Origin of the sequence: Kribbella speibonae, assembly GCF_004331375.1 — a bacterium.
GTDB lineage: Bacteria > Actinomycetota > Actinomycetes > Propionibacteriales > Kribbellaceae > Kribbella > Kribbella sindirgiensis.
In genome coordinates this window covers 1,066,145-1,085,313 of sequence record NZ_SJKC01000002.1, presented here as the reverse complement: position 1 = coordinate 1,085,313, position 19,169 = coordinate 1,066,145, and the positions used below count along the sequence as shown (strand labels likewise).

Below are 19,169 nucleotides of genomic sequence, written 5' to 3'. Positions count from 1 at the left end.
GGGATCAAAGCAACGGGCCGCCCACCCCGGTGGGGTGAGCGGCCCGTGGGGACCGGATCAGGCTCCGGCGCCCTCCTGCTTCACGCCGGCGACCGCGGTCGGGTCGTCGATGCGGTACTTGCGGGCCGCCTCGGCGGCGACCTCCGGCTTCACGTCGCCGCGCTTGGCCAGGATCTCCAGCGTGGCGACGACGATCGACTCGGCGTCCACCTGGAAGTGCCGCCGCGCCGCGGCCCGGGTGTCGGCCAGACCCCAGCCGTCGGTCCCGAGCGACGTGTAGTCGTTCGGCACCCAGCGGGAGATCTGGTCCTGCACCGCGCGCATGAAGTCGCTGACGGCAACGACCGGGCCCTTCGTGTCCTTCAGCTGCTCAGTCACGAACGGCACCTGCTCCGGCTCCTCCGGGTGCAGCAGGTTGTGCTGCTCGGCGGCGACGGCGTCGCGGCGCAGTTCGTTCCACGAGGTCACGGACCAGATGTCCGCGGCCACCGAGTACTCCTCGGCGAGGATCTGCTGGGCCTTCCGCACCCACGGCAGCGCGACACCGGACCCGAGCAGCTGCACCCGCGGTACGTCGTCACCCTCGGCGGTCTGGTACTCGTCGAAGCGGTACATGCCCTTGAGCAGCCCCGCGACGTCGAGGTTCTCCGGCTCGGCGGGCTGCGCCACCGGCTCGTTGTACACCGTGAGGTAGTAGAAGACGTCCTCGCCGAACGGCTTGTCCTTGTCCAGGCCGTAGCCGTACATCCGGCGCAGACCGTCCTTCACGATGTACGCGACCTCGTAGGCGAAGCCCGGGTCGTAGTGCACCGCCGCCGGGTTGGTGGAGGCGAGCAGCGGCGAGTGACCGTCCGCGTGCTGCAGTCCTTCACCGGTCAGCGTCGTACGGCCGGCCGTCGCACCGACCAGGAAGCCCCGGCCGAGCTGGTCGCCGAACGCCCAGAGCGAGTCACCGGTCCGCTGGAACCCGAACATCGAGTAGAAGATGTAGAACGGGATCATCGGCTCGCCGTGCGTCGCGTACGCCGTACCGGCCGCGATCATCGAACCCATCGCGCCGGCCTCGCTGATGCCCTCGTGCAGCAGCTGACCCTGCTGGGACTCCTTCCACGACAGCAGCAGTGCGCGGTCGACGGCCTCGTAGTTCTGCCCGTGCGGGTTGTAGATCTTGGCCGTCGGGAACATCGAGTCCATACCGAACGTGCGGTACTCGTCCGGGGCGATCGGGACGATCCGGTCGCCGATCTCCGGGTCCTTCATCAGGTCGCGGAACAGCCGGACCAGCGCCATCGTGGTCGCGACCGGGGAGTTGTTGCCCTTGGCCAGCGGCTTGTAGACGTCGTCACCAGGCAGCTTGAGCGAGGTCTTCGGCGCCACCCGCCGCTGCGGCAGCGAACCGCCGAGCTGCGTGCGCCGCTCCATCATGTACTGGTACTCCGGCGAGTCGGTGCCGGGGTGGAAGTACGGCGGGTTGTAGGCGTCCTCGAGCGCGGAGTCGTCGATCGGCAGGTACAGCCGATCCCGGAACGCCTTCAGGTCGTCCGAGGTCAGCTTCTTCATCTGGTGGGTCGCGTTCCGGCCCTCCAGCGCCTCGATCGTCCAGCCCTTGATCGTCTGGGCCAGGATCACGGTCGGCTGCCCGACGTGCTCGGTCGCGCTCTTGAACGCGGCGTACACCTTGCGGTAGTCGTGACCGCCGCGGGGCAGCTTGCGCAGGTCCTCGTCGGACAGGTTGCTGACCATCTGCTGCAGCCGCTGGTCGCCGCCGAAGAAGTTGTTCCGGATGTACTCACCGGACTCGACCGAGAAGGTCTGGAACTGACCGTCCGGCGTGGTGTTCATCTTGTTCACCAGCGCGCCGTCGTGGTCCTGGGCCAGCAGGTTGTCCCACTCGCGGCCCCAGATCACCTTGATCACGTTCCAGCCGGCGCCGCGGAAGAACGCCTCCAGCTCCTGGATGACCTTGCCGTTGCCGCGGACCGGTCCGTCCAGCTGCTGCAGGTTGCAGTTGATCACGAAGGTGAGGTTGTCCAGCTCCTCGCGCGCGGCCAGGCCGATCGCGCCGAGCGACTCCGGCTCACCCATCTCGCCGTCACCGAGGAACGCCCAGACGTGCTGCTGGCTGGTGTCCTTGATACCGCGGTGGTGCAGGTACCGGTTGAAGCGCGCCTGGTAGATCGAGTTCAGCGCGGCCAGACCCATCGAGACGGTCGGGAACTCCCAGAAGTCCGGCATCAGCCGCGGGTGCGGGTACGACGACAGGCCCTTGTGCGGGCCGCGCGAGACCTCCTGGCGGAAGCCGTCCAGGTCGTCCGTCGTCAGCCGGCCCTCGAGGAAGGCGCGTGCGTACATCCCGGGGGAGGCGTGACCCTGGATGAAGATCTGGTCGCCGCCGCCGGGGTGGTCCTTCCCGCGGAAGAAGTGGTTGAAGCCGACCTCGTACAGGCTGGCGGCCGACTGGTAGGTGGCGATGTGACCGCCGACCTCCAGGCCCTTGCGGTTGGCCTTGCTCACCATCACCGCGGCGTTCCACCGGATGAAGGCCCGGATCCGCCGCTCGATGTGCTCGTCACCGGGGAACCAGGGCTCACGCTCGGGCGGGATCGAGTTGATGTAGTCGGTGCTCCGCAGCGCGGGCACCCCGACCTGTCGCTCCCGGGCGCGCTCGATCAGCTTGAGCATCAGGTAGCGCGCTCGCGCCTTGCCCCGTTCGTCCAGGACCGCGTCGAGCGATTCGACCCACTCCCGTGTCTCGTCGGGGTCGATGTCGGGGAGCTGGGTGGGCATCCCCTCGGTGATGATGGCTGGTGGTTCGTGTCCGGAAGCCACGTTGTCCTGCCGTTCTCTCTGGTTGTCTTCACCGCAATCCTGTCACCTGTTCGGTATGCGTTCTACTTCGCCTTCCCTTCCGGCCCGATTCCGGCTGCCCGGACCAGATCTGAGCGGACACGCCTCGTACCCGCCACGCGCATACCGGACACGTCACGGACCCCTGGTGCATACTTGCGCGACGCGGTACGACACGATGGACTATCGCTGAGCAGCAGGCTACTGACACCTACCCCCGGGTAAGCGGGGACCACGGAGGAGGACACGTGAGCGCGACCGCGGACCACGCGGACGGCAAGAGCGGAGTGCCGAACATGGCCTCCCGGCTCGGCCTGGAGGCCGGCTGGGTCGTCCAGGAGATCGGGTACGACGATGACTGCGACGACGAGTTCCGCGATGCGATCCGGGAAGTCACCGGCGAAGCCTTCGTCGACGAGGACACCGACGAAGTCGTCGACGTCGTCCTGCTCTGGTTCCGTGAGGACGACGGCGACCTGGTCGACGCGTTCTTCGACATCCTGACCGACCTCAAGGCCGGTGGCGTGGTGTGGCTGCTGACCCCGAAGGTCGGCCGCGACGGCTACGTCGAGACCAGTGACATCACCGAGGCCGCGCCGGTCGCGGGCCTGGCGACGACCAGCACCCTGAGCGTGACCGACGACTGGTCGGCCACCAAGTTGGTGGTTCCCAAGTCCGGCCGCCGGGGGTGAGCCTCCCGGCTGTCGGCAGCCGGGCCCCCGACTTCGAGACCCAGAACCAGTACGGCGAACCGGTCCGGCTGAGCGACTTCGCCGGCCGGCGGGACGTCGTACTGGTCTTCTATCCGTACGCCTTCAGCCAGGTCTGCACCAGCGAACTGACCGAGCTGCGGGACCGCCCGGCGCTGCTGGCCGCCGCCGAGTTCCTGGCGATCTCCTGCGACCCGATGTTCACCCTCCGCGCCTACGCCGACGCGCGGGAGCTGAACTTCGGCCTGCTGACCGATTTCTGGCCGCACGGCGCCATCGCCTCGTCGTACGGCGTCTTCGACGCGGACCGCGGCTGCGCCCTCCGCGGCACCTTCGTGATCGACCGCACCGGGATCGTGCGCTGGTCCGTCGTGAACCCGATCCCGACCGCCCGGAACCCCGACGACTACGCCGAGGCCCTGGCAAGTCTGGGCACAGATCTCAGGTAGACTCCTCCGGTCGTTTGATCCGGGCGAATAGCTCAGCGGTAGAGCGCTTCCCTTACAAGGAAGATGTCGGGGGTTCGATCCCCTCTTCGCCCACCTCAGTTGAAGACCGCGTCGACCAGTCGCTGCAAAGCAGGCGGGAAGACCTGGAGCAGGTCGATCTCGGCGTCGCCCATGGTGATCGCGGCGGTCAGCGTCTTGCTGCCGTCGGCCGAGCTGTACATCAGGGCGCCGTACCCGCCCGGGGCGCTGCCGTTGTGGTGGTAGATGGTCTCGGTGCCGGTGTCCTGCGCGAACAGGCCGAGGGCGTAGTTGAGCGGTCCGCTCAACGGTTGCGGCGTACGCATCTCGGTCAGTAGCTCGGCAGGCAGCAGCTTGCCGCTCTGCAGCGCGGACATGAACTTGTGCAGGTCCTCGGTGGTCGACAGCATGCTGCCCGCGGCGAACAGCAGGGATGGGTTCTGCTCTGTGACGTCGACGACCTTCCACTCCTCGCCGTCCTGGTAGCGGAAGTACCCGTGCGAGTGCGGTCCCGGGATGTCGGTGCGGTCGCCGGGCTCGACGGTGCCCGTCAGGCCGAGCGGCTTCACGATCCGGCTGTCCAGTTCCTCGACGAGCGTCCGGCCGGTGATCGCCTCGATCAGCAGCGCGGCGACCGTGTAGTTGGTGTTCGCGTAGCTCCACTCGGCGCCCGGCTCGAAGCGCGCCGGCTTGGCCAGCGCGAACGCGACCAGCTCGTCCGGCGTATAGCCCTGCAGCCGGTGGTCCGCCCAGTCCTTACCGGTCGCCGGGAGCCCTGCGACCACGGTGCCGTCTGGGAAGTATTCGCCGGTGTAGTTGAACAGGCCGCTGGTGTGGTCGAGCAGCATCCGCACCGTGATCCGCGGGTCCAGTTCGAACCGCGGCAGGTGGCCGGCCACCGCGCCGTCCAGCTCCAGCTTGCCCTCGGCCACCAGTTGCAGGACGACGGTCGAGACGAACGTCTTGGTGACGCTTCCGACCCGGAACTGGCCGCCCGCCGGCGGCTGCTCGGTGCTGCCGAGTTCGCGGATGCCGGCGGTGCCGACCCACTCGCCATGCTCGTCGTGCACCCGCAGTTCGAGACCGCCGAACCCGGCGTCGACGAACTCCTGGGTGGCCTTCTGCAGTTCCGGACGATCCTGGATCGACATGCTTCGTGCTCCTCGTTCGAGTGCTGTGGTTGATGTCCACCACGCTCTACGGGAGCCCTGACACGGCACCGCCATCGCGCTGACGCGCTGTGGTCGTGACCGGCTTTCGTACGGGGCGTATCGGAACCCGCGGTCACTCGTTGGAACCATGTCGGTGGTCAGTGGTTTCGCACGGGAATTCTTAACCATCGGCTGGTGAGAACGGACTCCTCCAGGGCGGGTCGCGGCTGGTAGGGTTCACGGCTGTCGGTCGGCGTGATGACGCACCGGGTGTACCCGGTCACGGCATCGTTCCGGCAGGCGGAGAACGGGGCTGCTGTCGGTGTGAAGTGAGGCGGGTCTGCCCAGAACCCGCCCCGTCGAGTTGGGGAGGCACGTGTCCGTGGGTCGCCAACCGGCCGAGCGCCCCGTCGTACCCGCGACCGTGGACGGCACCCCTGGGCGATCGGCGGCTCCGCTGGTGGTGGCATCGGCGTGAGAAGTGGTGCGGACCGGCCGGCGATCTCCACCGGGCCGGCGTTGATGATTCCCGCCGGGTACCCCCGCGACCTGCCGAGCGCGCTGCTCCGCGCCGCTCGCGACTTCGGCGGCGCCGGTGTCGTCGAGATCGGGGCGGACGGCCGCGAGACCAAACTCGACTTCCCGACGCTGCTCGAGCTCGCCGCCCGGATCCTGGCCGGCCTGCGCGCCAACGGCGTACGGGCCGGAGACCCCGCGGTCGTGCACTGCACCGAGCCGGTCGGCTTCTTCGCCGCGTTCTGGGCCTGCACCCTCGGCGGCATCCGCCCGCTGCTGGTCGCGCCGAACCCGGGCGGCGACCGCACCGAGGAAGGCCGCGAACGGCTCCGCCGGATCACCGACCTGCTCGGCTGGACCGTCCTCATCGGCCGCCCCTCCGACCTGCCGAACGATCTCGGCCTCCCGGTCCTCGACCCGGACGCGATGGCCGGCCACGAGCCCACCTCCGACTTCCACCGGCCCGCCGCGGACGACGTCGCCGTACTGATGATGTCCTCGGGCTCCACCGGTACGCCGAAGATCGTGCAGCTCACGCACCGCGGGCTGGTCGAGTTCGCCGCGGGTACGCCGGCGATGCTGCCCGTACGACCGGGGCAGACCACGCTGAACTGGCTGCCGCTGGACCGCAGCGGCGCGTTCCTGCTCTACCACCTGCTGCCCGTGTTCACCGGCTGCACGAACATCCACGTGAACACGGACTGGGTCCTGGCCAACCCGCTGCGCTGGCTCGACCTGATGGAACAACACCGGGTGAACCACTCGTGGTCGCCGAACTTCGGGTACCGGCTCGCGACCGCCGCCGTGGCCGGCGAACCGGACCGGCACTGGGACCTGTCCGCACTGCGCAGCCTGGTCAGCGGCGGTGAGCAGATCACCGTGCCCGTGATGTCGGAGTTCCTGCGGGTGACGAACCGGTTCGGCGTGGTGCCGGAGACGTTCGTGGCGGCGTGGGGGATGACCGAGACGGTCACCGGCATCACGTTCGCGCGTCCCGGTCTGACACCGAACGTGCATCGCGTCCGGATCCCACCGACCGGCGTCGTCGAATGGGTCGACCAGCGGCCGTCGTCCGGGAAGGTCGCGGTCGCGCGCCCCGGGAAGCCGCGGACCGAAGTACCAGGTGTGCTGTCGCTGGTGTCGGTGGGAGCGCCCGCCCCCGGTACGACGGTGCGCATCGTCGCCCCGAACGGCGCCGTACTGCCGGAAGGCCGCATCGGTCAGCTGCAGGTCGCGTCGGCCCGGGTGACGCCCGGGTACCTCGGCAACCTCGACGCGGACCGGTCCGCGTTCCCGATCGGGAACTGGCCCGCGCGCAAGTGGCTCGCGACCGGCGACCAGGGCTTCATCACCGGCGGGCAGGTCGTCATCACCGGCCGGGACAGCGAACGCATCATCATGTCCGGCAAGCTCCACTACGCCCACGACATCGAGTCCGTCGCCACCACCGTCGTCGGTGCCGAACACGGCCTCGTCGCCGCCTGCGGCATCGCCGACGAAGCTACCGGCACCGATCGCCTGGTCGTTTTCTACGCGCTTACCGCGGACTCCGTTCCCGGCATGGACCAAGCGATCCGCAGCCTGATCCAGACCCGCCTAGGTCTGTCGGCGCAGGTCGTCGGCGTCCCGCGCCGCGACTTCCCGACCACCCCCGGCGGCAAGATCCTCCGCCCGTTGCTCAAACAGCGCTGGATCGACGGCACCCTCCTGGAACCCGCAACCACCCACGTAGAACCCGCCGGCGCCACCCCCGCCTCCGGCCCCACCGGCCAAGGCCCCTCCAGCACCCCCGAATCCACCCCGTTCGCCGACGAAGAAGCCGCCGAACGCACCACCGAACTCCCAGTAGTCCGCCTGGCCTGGAAACGAGAACTCCAACAATCCATCCCCACCCCACCCCAACGCCCCACCCTAGGCACCCCACCACCCCCCACCCCCGAGCGCGCGTCCACGGCACCAACTCCTGAACCCACCGCGACTGCAGCCGAGCCCGCGCCGACCGCGCCAACCTCTGAGCGTGCGTCCACCACGACCGCACCCGAGCCCACCGGGACAGCACCCGAGGCCCGCACCGCACCGGCATCAGAGCAAGCCACGGCCGCAACGGCACCCATGCCGCCTGCCTCCGCGACAGCACCTGCGCTTGGTCCCACAGCCCCGCCCCCGCCAGGTCCCACGGCCTACTCGCCACCCGCCACGGCACCCACGGCACCCACGGCACCCACGGCACCCACGGCACCCACGGCACCCACGGCACCCACGGCACCCACGGCACCAAGCGTCGAACAGAAGCCCGCCAATGCGCAGTCCGACCCCACGGACCAGCAGCACGACGCCGCGACCACCGACGTACCGCCCGCCGACGAGGCCCAGCACACGACCGACGAGTCCGAAGCCGACGAACAGTCGAACGAGGCTGCGACTGCGGACGCCCAGGTACCGGATGAAGACCAGCCCCCGTCCGCGGAGGAGGTGCCCACCGAACTGGAGGACACCGCCAACCGCTCCGAGCCCGACCAGTCGAGCGAGGCTGCGGACGCCGACGTACTGGACGATGCAGCCGACCGGTCTGAGGCGGAGCAGTCCGACGACGTGCACGAAGAGCAGACGCCGTCCGCGGCCGAGGTGTCCGGTGAACTGAAGGATGCGGCTGACGGCTCCGAGGCGGAGCAGTCGAACGACGCCGCGGGCACCGACGTACTGGACGAGGACCAAACGCCGTCCGCGGACGAGGTGTCCGGTGAGCTGGAGGATGCGGCTGACGGCTCCGAGGCGGAGCAGTCGAACGAGACTGCGGATGCCGACGTACTGGCCGAAGAGCAGACCTCGTCCGCGGACGAGGATTTCGGTGAGCTGGAGGATGCAGCCGACCAGTCTGAGTCGGAGCAGTCGGACGACGCCGAGGCGGTCGGCGCCGACGTACTGGACGAAGAGCAGGCGCCGTCCGCGGCGGAGGTGTCCGCAGAACTAGAGGACACCGCCGAGCGGTTCGGGGCCGTTGAGGAGTCGTACGACGGTACGACCGGCGCTGAGGTGCCGGTCGAGAATCAGACGCCTTCCACGGCCGAGGACTCGGCTGAGCAGGAGGATGCGGCCGACCGATCCGAGGCGGAGCAGTCCGACGACGCTGAGGCTGTCGGTGCCGACGTACCGGTCGAAGAGCAGGCGCCGTCCGCGGAGGAAGTGTCCGCCGAGCTGGAGCACACCGCCGACCGCTCCGAGGACGAGCTGTCGGACGACGCTGAGGCCGCCGTCGTCGAGGAGTCGGCCGACGACCAGACGCCGTCTGCGGACGAGGACGCCGGCGAACTGGAGGATGCTGCCGACCGGTCTGAGTCGGAGCAGTCGGACGAGGCTGCGGTTGCTGATGCCGACGTACTGGAGGAAGAGCAGACGCCGTCTGTTGCCGAGCTCGAGAACACCGCCGAGCAGTCCGGGGCCGTCGAGGAGTCGTACGACGGTGCGACCGGCGACGACGTACTGGAAGAGGACCAGGCCACGTCTGCGGAGGACTCCGGCGAACGGGAGGAGACCGTCGGCGAGTCTGAGGCCGCTCAGTCCGATGACGCTGAGACTGCCGGTGCCGACGTACCGGTTGAAGACCAGACGCCGTCCGCTGACGAGGACTCTGCTGAGCTGGAGGATGCTGCCGAACGGTCTGAGGCAGAGCAGTCGGACGAGGCTGCGGTTGCTGACGCCGACGTATTGGACGAAGAGCAGCCGCCGTCTGTTGCCGAGGTGTCTGCCGAGGACACCACCGAGCTGGCCGGGGCCGTCGAGGAGTCGTACGACGCTGCGACCGGTGCCGACGTACCGGACGAGGACGAGGCGCCGTCCGCGGAGGAGTCGGGCGAGCGGGAGGATGCCGCCGATCGGTCTGAGGCGGAGCAGGCTGGCGACGTTGCGGTCGTGAGTGCCGAGGTGCAGGTCGAAGAGCCGTCCGCGGATGGCGCGGTGGACGCGCGGGGCGCGGTCTTCGTGGTGGACGCGAGTGGGGCTGCGGAGGCGGTGGGCCTTGCGCAGATGGTTGGTGCGGGTGCGGGTGCGGGTGCGGGTGCGGGTGCGTCGGGCGATGGGGCCGGCGAGGGCGCGGCGGATGAGGTTGCGGCGCACTCGGAGGATGCGGACGTTGAAACCGCGGACGTAGATGCGGACGTAGATGCTGCGGACGAGGACGACGTTGCCGCGGACGAGGAGGCGGGAGCTGACGTCTCGACGGTGGGGGAGGTTGACGAGGTCGAGGCGGATGCCGAACGGGTGTCTGCGGAGGCCGGCGACGAGGCTGCTATCGCCGTAGACGGGTCGGGTTCCGTCGGGGGCGGTGGGGTTGTTCGTGTAGAGGGTTCGGCTTCAGGGGTTGCCTCGGTTGTGGGTCGGGTTGTGGAGCCGGTGGCTGTTGTGGGGGTGGCTGGGCGGTTTCCGGGGGCTGAGGGGGTTGAGCAGTTCTGGGAGAATTTGGTGGGGGGTGTGGAGAGCCTTCGGCGGGAGGCGGGGGACGGGGTTGTCGCGGTCAGTGGTGTGTTGGAGCATGTCGAGTCGTTCGATGCGAAGTTCTTCGGGTTGAGCGATCGTGAAGCCGAGTTGATGGATCCGGCGCAGCGGTTGTTCCTCGAGGTTTGTCATCAGGCGCTGGAGCACGGCGGGTACGCCGGTACGACGAACCGGGTCGGTGTGTTCGCGGGCTCGGGCATGAACCTGTACAACCGTCAGCACCAGTCCCGCGACTCGATCGCCACCCGGGTCGCGTACCGCCTCGGCCTGACGGGCCCCGCGATCGGCGTGCAGTCGGCCTCCTCGTCGTCGCTCGTCGCGGTGCATCTGGCCTGCCAGGCGCTCCGGTCCGGTGACGCGGACCTCGCGCTGGCCGGCGCCGCCGCCGTACAGGTGCCGCAGGCAACGACCTACCACCCGACGCCGAACTCGATCCTGTCGCCGAGCGGTCAGATCCGCGCGTTCGCGTCCGACGCCGACGGCACGGTCGGCGGGAACGGTGTCGCCGCCGTACTCCTGAAGCGGCTCGACCAGGCGCTGACCGACGGCGACACGGTGTACGCCGTGATTCGCGGTACGGCGGTCAGCAACGAGGACGTGCCGGCCGGGAACCAGGCCGAGTTGATCGAGCGCGCGCTCGACCGTGCCGGGTTCGACGCCGACTCGCTGAGCTACATCGAGGCGCATGGGATCGGCAGCCCGGCCGCGGATGCCGCCGAGGTGAAGGCGCTGACAACCGCGCTGCGCCGGCACACCGACAAGGTCGGGTTCTGCACGCTCGGATCGGTGAAGCCGAACATCGGCCACCTGGACAGCGCGGCCGGGATGGCCGGGCTGATCAAGACGATCCTGATGCTGCAGCACCGGATGCTGGTGCCGACCATCAACGTCACCGAGCCGAACCCGGAGCTCGCTCTCGACGGCAGCCCCTTCGTGATCGGCACCGAGGTGCGCGAGTGGACTGTGCCGCTGCTGTCCGGCGGTACGACGCTCCGCGCCGGCGTCAGCGCCCTCGACCCGGCCGGCACGAACGCGCACGTGATCCTCGAGGAGGCGCCGCGTCAGATCCGCCGCGGTGACGACGGCCCCGTCGTACTGCCTGTGTCCGCGCCGGACCCGGACGCCCTCGCCGACCTCGTGGAGATGTACCGCTCCGACCTGGGCCACGGCACCGGCCACCGCCTCATCGACCTCGCCGGTACGGCGGCGCTCGGCCGGCCGGCGCACCGGCACCGGATCGCGGTCGCCGGCAGTACTGAGGGCGAACTCGTCACCGCTCTGGGTGCCGCCCAGCCGACCGAGGTACCGCGCGGCGGACCCGGCCCGCTCGGCTACGCGTTCACCGGACAGGGCGCCGCTCGGCGCGGAATGGCCGCCGGCCTGGCCGCTCGCTTCCCGGTGTTCCGCTCGGTCCTGGACGAGTGCGACCGCGTCTATCACGAAGAGACCGGCGGCAGCCTCCTCGAACTGCTCCTCACTCCGGCCGGTACGGCGGAAGGTGTGTGGCCGACTGAGACCGCGCAGCCCGCACTGTTCGCGTTCGAGCTCGCACTGGCCCGCCTCTGGCAGTCGTTCGGTGTTCAGCCCGCGCTGGTCGTCGGGCACAGCGTCGGTGAGTACGCCGCTCTGTGTGTCGCGGGCGCTCTCTCGCTGGCGGACGGCGTACGCCTCACCGCGAAGCGTGGCGAACTCATGCAGCGGGGCACGGTTCCCGGCGCGATGGTCGCGGTCCGCGCCGACGCCGACCGGGTCCGCGAGATCGCCCGGAGCGCCGGCGTGGAGGTTGCTGCAGGCAACGGTCCGCAGTCGTTCGTGCTGACCGGGTCCGAGGTGATCGTCGGGCAGCTGGCCGCGCAACTCGATCAGCTGCAGGTTGCGTGGCAGCGGCTGGACGTGGACCGCGCGTTCCACAGTTCGTTGGTGGATCCAATACTGGCTGACTTCGCGGAGATCGTCCGCGAGATCACGCTGAAGCCGCTGCGGACGCCGATGGTGTCGAGCTGGTCGGGTGATCTGCTCGAGTCCGGGACCGTGCTCGACAGCGACTACCTGGTCGGTCAGTTGCGGCAGCCGGTGCTGTTCGGTGACGCGGTCGAGGCGGTGACGGCGGCCGGTTGCCGCCGGTTCCTGGAGCTCGGGCCGGACGCCGTACTGAGTCCCGCGGGTCGCCGGATCGCGCCGAACAGCACGTGGATCCCGGCGCAGCGCCTCGGTCAGGACCCGGTGCTCGCGACGATGAACGGCCTGGCCGAGCTGTACGAGCAGGGCACCGAGATCGCGTGGGCGAAGGTGTACGCGGACGGCGGGCGGGTCCCGTTGCCGACGTACCCGTTCCGCCGGGTGCACCACCCGGTCGACCCGTCGGTGACAGTGCTGGCGGGTCCGGGTACGGCGGTTGCCGGGGACAACAATGCGCCGCGGCTGAACGCGTTCGAGCGGGCCGCGCGCGCACAGGCCGTGGTGTTCGAGCCTCCGTCGAGCGCCGCGGTGAAGCGGATCCCGCTGGATCCGCCGGAACCGGTGCCGAGCGCGCAGGTCGAGCCGGTGGACGAGCAGGCGGAGGAGTCCGAGCGGTCCCCGTTCGCGTTGCCGGACGAGACGCATCAGATCGACGCGGACTACCTGGCCCAGGCCGGGTCGCTGTCCGGTGACGAGATGTCCGCGGAACGGTACCGCGAGTCGCTGGACGTCGTACTCGACCTGACCTGCGAGGTGCACAACCTCGACCCGTACGACCTGACCGTCGACCACACGTTCGCCGAGCTCGGGGCGACGCCGGCGTCGATGGCGCCGGTGATCGACGAGCTCAAGAGCCGGTTCGAGGCCGAACTGGCGCCGGACGACCTGTTCCTGACGTACAACACACCGCACAAGGTCGCGACCGCGGTGGCGATGCAGACGGTTGAGCCGGTTGAGCCTGTCGAGCCGCAGGTCGTCGAGTCTGTCGCCGAGGAGGTGGCGGCGGAGGAGCCGGCGCCGGATGCGCGGACGGCGTTGGCCGTTCTCGGATCGGGGCTTGCGGAACTGGCGGCGAAGGTCGACGAGGCGGCGGCCGCGACCAGCGAGGCGGAACTGCCCGGGAGCGGGATGGCGGCGCTGATGTCGCAGCAGCTCCGCGTCGCCGGGCAGCTCGTCGACGGCGTCACCAAGCTCATGCGCGAACAACTCGCCCTCCTCGGCGAACCGACCGCGCAAACACCCGAGCCGACAGCCGAGGCCGAACAGACAGACGAGCCGGTAGCAGAAGAACAGGTAGTCGAAGAGCAGACCGTCCCAGTCCGCGTGCTGACCGCGGAGTCCCGTCGTACGGCGGAGTCGCCGGCCGACCGGCAACGCCGTGACTTCACCTACTGGACCGAGGTCCTCGCCGGCGCCGAACCGTTGGTCCTCCCCGCGGATCGGGCCCGCGCAGCCGGCGACGACGCGGTGGCGTCGGTCGAGCACGAACTGGGCAAGGACCTCAGCGAAGCGGTGCTCACCTACAGCCGGGACCGCAAGCTCAGCCCGGTAATGACGATGCTCGCCGCCACCGCGACCGTGCTCGGCCGGTTCGCCGCGCAGGACGACGTGACCATCGGCTCGGCGCTGCTCCGCTCGAAGAAGAGCCGCCCGCTCCCGCTGCGGATCGACCTCTCCGGCGAACCCGATCTCGGCGAGCTGACGGAACGGATCCGCGACATCACCGCGGGCGCGTCCGACCACGCCGGCACCGACCTGAAGATCCTCGAACGCGACCCGCTGTTCCAGATCCAGGTCGAGTTCGAGGAGGCGGACGACGACGACCTGCCGCCGAGCGTCGACCTGCGGTTCCGCCTGATCCAGCACCCGACCGGCGTCACCTGTACGGCGGACTACCGCTCCGGCCTGTTCGAGCAGCCGACGATCGAGCGCCTGCTCGACTACCTGGCCGAGGTGTTGCGCAGGGCAACGACCACGCCGGAGCTCCGCCTGCCCGAGCTGGTCCTCCCGATCGAGTCCGACCTCGAGGCGCTCCGGGCACTCGAGTCCGACGCCGGCGCGAACGGGCCGATCGGCCGGGTACGCCGGGACGCGGTCGTCGCCGGTGAACTCAGCGGACTGCACACCCTGTTCGAGCAACAGGTCGCGCGGACGCCGGACGCGATCGCGCTGATCCAGGAAGGCCGCGAGCTGACGTACGCCGAACTCGACCGCCGCTCGAACGCGGTCGCGTGGCAACTCGCCGATCTCGGCGTGAAGCCGGGCCAGCTGGTCGCCGTCCGCGTTGCCCGCGGCACCGAGATGGTCGTCGCGGTGCTGGCGGTCCTCAAGTCCGGTGCGGCGTACCTGCCGCTGGACCCCGGCGTGCCGGAGTCCCGGTGGGCGTTCATGGTGCAGGACGCGGCGGCGGTCGCGCTCGTCGGTGACGACGCGGCGCTGGCCGATCGCCTCAACCTTCGACTCGTTCCGGTGGCAGGCGGCGACGGCGATACGCGGGCGAAGCAGGCGCCGCCGGTGCGGGCCGCGGCCGATGACGTTGCGTACTGCATCTACACGTCCGGCTCTAGCGGCAACCCGAAGGGCGTCGTGGTCCCGCACCGCGGTCCGGTGAACCTGGTCCGGCACTACCTGCGGACCCGGAGATCGCTGCGGACGCTGCAGTGGACGTCGTTCGGCTTCGACGTCCACGTCCAGGAGATGTTCACGACGCTGGCGTCGGGCGCGGCGCTGGTGCTGATCGGCGAGGACGACCGGTACGACCCGGACGCGGTCGTGGCGGCGCTGCGTGACCACGGCGTGCAGCGCTTGTTCATGGCGTTCAGCCCGCTGACCGCGCTGCTGGCGACGATGCGCCGGCTGCCGGAGCTGCCCGAGTTGCGGGAGATCGTCGCGGGCGGCGAGGCGATGGTGCTGACGCACAAGGTGCGGGACTTCCTCGACGCGCATCCGCAGTGCCGGCTGTTCAACGAGTACGGTCCGACCGAGGCGTCGATCGTGACCACGATCCACGCGGTCGACCCGGCCGAGGACCGGCCGTCGATCGGGCGGCCCATCGACGGTGTCGCCGTACGGCTGCTGGACGCCGCGCTGCGGCCCGTGCCGGTCGGTGCGGTCGGCGAGATCCACCTCGGCGGCGCCGCGGTTGCCCAGGGCTACATCGGGCGGCCGGAGGAGACCGAGCGCGCGTTCGTCGCGGATCCGGGACACCCGGGCGCGCGGCTGTACCGCAGCCGGGACCTCGGCCGCTGGCGCGCCGACGGCACCTTGGAGTACCTCGGCCGCGCGGACGACCAGGTGAAGATCCGGGGCCATCGGGTCGAGCCCGGCGAGACGGAGCACGTGCTGGCGGACCAGCCTGGCGTCGTCGACGCGGTCGTGGTGGCCTGTTCGGACCCGGGCGGTGACACCTGCCTGATCGGGTACGTCGTGCTCGAGGACAGCGATCCCGCCGTACTGGCACGGCTGATGCTTGACCTGGGCAAGGAACTGCCGATCTACCTGGTGCCGGCGGACCTGATCCCGATCGAGGAGCTGCCGCTCGACGACAACGGCCGGCTGGACCGCTCCCGGCTGCCCGAGCCGGAGTGGCTGAAACCCTAGGTACGCCCTAGCGGGGTCCGGGCCAGGGCATCGGCTCTGCAACGAGGACGGTGGGCAAGTCGGTGGCAGCCCTCCCAAACAGCCACCGTCCGCCGTACGCGATGCAGAACCCGCGTTCGATCCCATCCCTCCACAGGATCGATCACGGTGAAGCAGTCGGACGCTGCCGTTGGCAGACTGGTTCCCGACCCTGAGGTTCACACGGTTGCGGCGGGAGAGTGCCCTCACCCGCCGCTCACGTGTTCCGGTTGACCAAAGCCCCCTCGATCTCCCGGTGGACGCCCGGCCTGAGCCCCCCTCGACCGGTCGTGGATGACGGTGCCCCCACCCCATCCATCCGTTGCATCGCGTGACGAAGGTCCCTCGTTACACGGATCGCGGAGATTCGTAAAAATTGCGCAAAGTTGCGCGGGAGAGGCCTTACCCAACGCGCAAAAGTGTGTGTTCTAGGCGATTACGGGTCAGGCCAGTGCAGCCCAGGCCTGGTGCGCGGCACCGAGCAGGCCCGCATTGTCCAGTTGGGCGGGCACCACGGTGAGGTCCGTGACGAACGGCAGCTGCGCCAGTCGCTTCACCCACGCCTGCACCGGGTCGAACAGCACCGGCCCCGCCTTCGCCACCCCGCCGCCGATCACGACCGCGGTCAGGTCGACGGTCACGGCCGTCGCGACGATTCCCGCGGCCAGCGCCTGCGCTCCGTCGTCGAACGCGGCCAGCGCGAGCTCGTCCCCGGCAGCGGCATCGGCGGCCAGTACTTCGGCATCCACGGTCTCGCCCGTCCGCCAGCCGCCCCGCTGCGCGCGGGCCACCATCCGCGGGCCGCTCGCGTACGCCTCGACACAGCCGAACGAGCCGCACACGCAGGCCTCGCCATCCTGGTCGATCACCACGTGGCCGATGTGCGCCGCATTGCCGGACTGGCCGATCAGCGGCTTGCCGTCGACGACGAGGCCACCGCCGACTCCGGTCGAGACGACGATCCCGAGCAGGGTGTGGGCGTCGCGGCCGGCGCCGCCCCAGAACTCACCGAGCGCGAAACAGTGCCCGTCGAGCCCGAGCGCGACGGGGATGTCGCCGGTCATCGCGCGGACCCGGTCGACGATCGGGAAGTTGCGCCAGCCGGCGATGTTCACCGGGGAGACCAGGCCGTGCTGCTGATCGACCGGTCCGGCCGAGCCGATGCCGACGGCCAGCGGGGCGGCGTCGCCGCTCACCCGCTCGATCAGCTCACCGAGCGCGGCGAACACCTGGTCGGCGTCACCGGACGGGGTAGCGATCCGGTCGCCGGTGAGAATCGTGCCGTCCGCGGACACCAAAGCGGCGGCCATCTTCGTGCCGCCGATGTCGATTCCCAGCACGGTTCCCCGCGCCTTCGCTGTGTCGTCGCTCATCGTCCCCCCGGTCAGGGCGGTCAGGTCGAGAGACAACGTTATCTGTAGTCGGCCCGAACAGACAGGGGTGATCTGTGGTAATCACGGAAAACCCGCAGGAAGGAGCCGGATAACTGCCATGACAACGCTTGACAACGATGCCCCTCAAGCCCTCCCGCAACCTTCCCCGACACCTCCACAACCCACCGCCCCACCACCTCCCGCGCACTCCCACCCACCTCCCCACCCACCTCCCCACCCACCTCCCCACCCACCTCCTCACCCACCGCCCGCCCCACGTCCCACTCGCCGCCGGTCCGGGCGGCTTTGAGCCCCCACCAACCATTTCGCGGCGTTCGAAATGGTTGGTGGGGGCCCAAAGTGCGGAGGTTGGTGGCGCGGTAGGTGCCTGAGAGAGGGGGCGGGGTGGCGGGGTGGGCCGGGTGGGGGAGAGGGTTGGGGGATGAGTGATCAACTGGATCGTGACGCGGCCGGCTCGTTGGTGGTCGGTTTTGCTGGGACTTCGGCGCCGGACGAGCTGCGGCGCGCCGTGGCGGGCGGGCTCGGGGCCGTCATCCTGTTCACCCGCAACGTGGCCGACGCCGAGCAGGTGGCGGCGCTGACGGCGGCCTTGCGGGCCGAGCGTCCGGATCTGATCGTGGCGATCGACCACGAGGGCGGCGAGTTCAGCCACCTCGCGCCGGCGAATCCGTGGCCCCTTGCCTCCCCGCGCCTGCTGGGCGACCTGGACGACGTCGACCTGACCCGCGACGCGGCCCGGGACGCGGCCGCTACCCTGGCCGCGCTCGGGATCGACCTGATGCTGGCCCCGTCGGTCGACGTGAACAGCAACCCGGCGAACCCGATCATCTCCACGCGCTCCTTCGGCCGTACCGCGGACGTCGTCGCGCGGCACGGCGTCGCGTTCGTCGAGGGCGTCCACGCCGCCGGGATCGCGGCCTGCCCGAAGCACTTCCCGGGCCACGGCGACGTCGCGGTCGACTCGCACACCGACCTCCCACGGGTCGACCGCGCCATCGACGAGGTCGCGGCCGTCGAGCTCGCACCGTTCCGAGCGACCATCGCCGCCGGCGCCGACGTCGTGATGAGCGCGCACATCATCTTCTCGGCGTACGACGACCAGCCGGCCACGCTCTCGCACCGGGTACTGACCGGACTGCTGCGCGAGGAGCTCGGCTTCACCGGCGTCATCACCACTGACGCGCTGGAGATGCAGGCGATCACCAAGAACCGCTCGATCGAGGACGCCGCGGTCGCGTCGATCGGCGCCGGCGCGGACCTCGCGATGATCGCGGTCGGTACGGCGGACCCGCAGGCGCTGACCGCCCGTGTGGTCGACGCCGTCCGCACCGGGACGCTCCCCGCCGAGCGGGTCGCGGACGCCGCGGCGCGGGTCCGGGCTCTCGCCACCTCACTCGGTCAGCGCAGCCGGCAGCCGGGTCTCGACGGCGCTCCGATCCGCGACGTCGCCGCGCGGGTGGTGGCTGGGCAGACGTTCCCGGCGTTCGGCGCGACGCCGTACGTCGTCGATCTGACGCAGGGCCTGCACCCGGCCTGGAATCCCTACTTCTCCGGGCTGCCCGAGATCTTCACGCGGGTCGCTCCCGGTGCCGAGGGCGTCGTACTCCGCGGCGAGCACCACCTCACCGACAACGGCGAGCCGCAGGACGACGCGATCGCGAAGGCAGCCAAGGCCGCGCAGGGCCGGCCGCTCGTGATCGCCGTCCAGGACGCCGGTCGCACGCCGTGGATGCGCGAGGCCCTCAACCACCTGGTCCAGGGCCACCCCGACAACGTCTTCGTCCTCTGCACCGGCATCCCCGAGGACCAGTCCCTCGTCCCCGCCGGCACCCCTTCCGCCACCACCTCAGGCCGCAACGTCATCGTCCTGGAAACCATCGCCAAGGCGCTGACCCGCGAAGGCTAGGCCGACGGCAGGTCGACAGGAGGTGTCCGGCCGGACCGGCCGGACGCACGCTCAGCGGGACGGTCGATCCGGCCCAGTGGGCGTATACGTACTGTCGAGCTGCCGGTGAC

At 70.1% G+C, this 19,169-nt stretch carries 7 protein-coding genes and 1 tRNA gene; 5 read left to right on the top strand and 3 right to left on the bottom strand.

Annotation, left to right across the window (positions count from 1 at the left end; all coding sequences use genetic code 11):
• Positions 1-57: 57 nt before the first annotated feature.
• Entirely contained in the window at positions 58-2,787 is a 2,730-nt protein-coding gene (gene aceE / locus E0H92_RS18415; protein ID WP_238173526.1) for a pyruvate dehydrogenase (acetyl-transferring), homodimeric type, read from the bottom strand.
• A gap of 308 nt (positions 2,788-3,095) precedes the next feature.
• Here aceE and E0H92_RS18410 point away from each other — a divergent pair, with 308 nt between their 5' ends.
• The 3 genes from E0H92_RS18410 (at position 3,096) to E0H92_RS18400 (ending at position 4,099) form a co-directional block, all read left to right on the top strand.
• The gene (locus E0H92_RS18410) at positions 3,096-3,539 is read left to right on the top strand and encodes a DUF3052 domain-containing protein (RefSeq protein ID WP_131289344.1); all 444 of its coding nucleotides are present in this window, start codon (positions 3,096-3,098) and stop codon (positions 3,537-3,539) included.
• Positions 3,536-4,006: a peroxiredoxin gene (locus E0H92_RS18405; RefSeq protein ID WP_131462434.1), complete on the top strand. Its 471-nt coding sequence runs from the start codon at positions 3,536-3,538 to the stop codon at positions 4,004-4,006. Before E0H92_RS18410 ends, E0H92_RS18405 begins: the two co-directional genes overlap by 4 nt.
• Positions 4,007-4,027: 21 nt before the next feature.
• Positions 4,028-4,099 (top strand) — tRNA-Val (locus tag E0H92_RS18400).
• 2 nt (positions 4,100-4,101) lie between these two features.
• On the opposite strand, the gene E0H92_RS18395 is transcribed toward E0H92_RS18400, so the two are convergent.
• Complete coding sequence (locus E0H92_RS18395; protein WP_131462435.1) at positions 4,102-5,175, bottom strand: serine hydrolase domain-containing protein; 1,074 nt, start codon at positions 5,173-5,175, stop codon at positions 4,102-4,104.
• Positions 5,176-5,649: 474 nt separating this feature from the next.
• On the opposite strand from E0H92_RS18395, the gene E0H92_RS18390 reads away from it, so the two are divergent.
• On the top strand, positions 5,650-15,741 hold the full coding sequence (locus tag E0H92_RS18390; RefSeq protein WP_131497048.1) for a non-ribosomal peptide synthetase/type I polyketide synthase: 10,092 nt from the start codon (positions 5,650-5,652) through the stop codon (positions 15,739-15,741).
• A 461-nt stretch (positions 15,742-16,202) separates the two neighbouring features.
• Here E0H92_RS18390 and E0H92_RS18385 read toward each other — a convergent pair whose 3' ends face one another.
• The gene (locus E0H92_RS18385) at positions 16,203-17,132 is read right to left on the bottom strand and encodes an ROK family protein (RefSeq protein ID WP_131462437.1); all 930 of its coding nucleotides are present in this window, start codon (positions 17,130-17,132) and stop codon (positions 16,203-16,205) included.
• A 442-nt stretch (positions 17,133-17,574) separates the two neighbouring features.
• Between E0H92_RS18385 and nagZ the strand changes: the two genes are divergently transcribed.
• Positions 17,575-19,059: a beta-N-acetylhexosaminidase gene (gene nagZ / locus E0H92_RS18375; protein WP_131497046.1), complete on the top strand. Its 1,485-nt coding sequence runs from the start codon at positions 17,575-17,577 to the stop codon at positions 19,057-19,059.
• The last annotated feature ends 110 nt before the right edge of the window (positions 19,060-19,169 follow it).

Excerpts from the sequence above, each read along its gene's own strand:
- aceE (WP_238173526.1), bottom strand. The coding sequence starts at position 2,787 with ATGCCCACCCAGCTCCCCGACATCGACCCCGACGAGACACGGGAGTGG.
- E0H92_RS18395 (WP_131462435.1), bottom strand. The coding sequence starts at position 5,175 with ATGTCGATCCAGGATCGTCCGGAACTGCAGAAGGCCACCCAGGAGTTC.
- E0H92_RS18385 (WP_131462437.1), bottom strand. The coding sequence starts at position 17,132 with ATGAGCGACGACACAGCGAAGGCGCGGGGAACCGTGCTGGGAATCGAC.
- nagZ (WP_131497046.1), top strand. The coding sequence starts at position 17,575 with ATGAGTGATCAACTGGATCGTGACGCGGCCGGCTCGTTGGTGGTCGGT.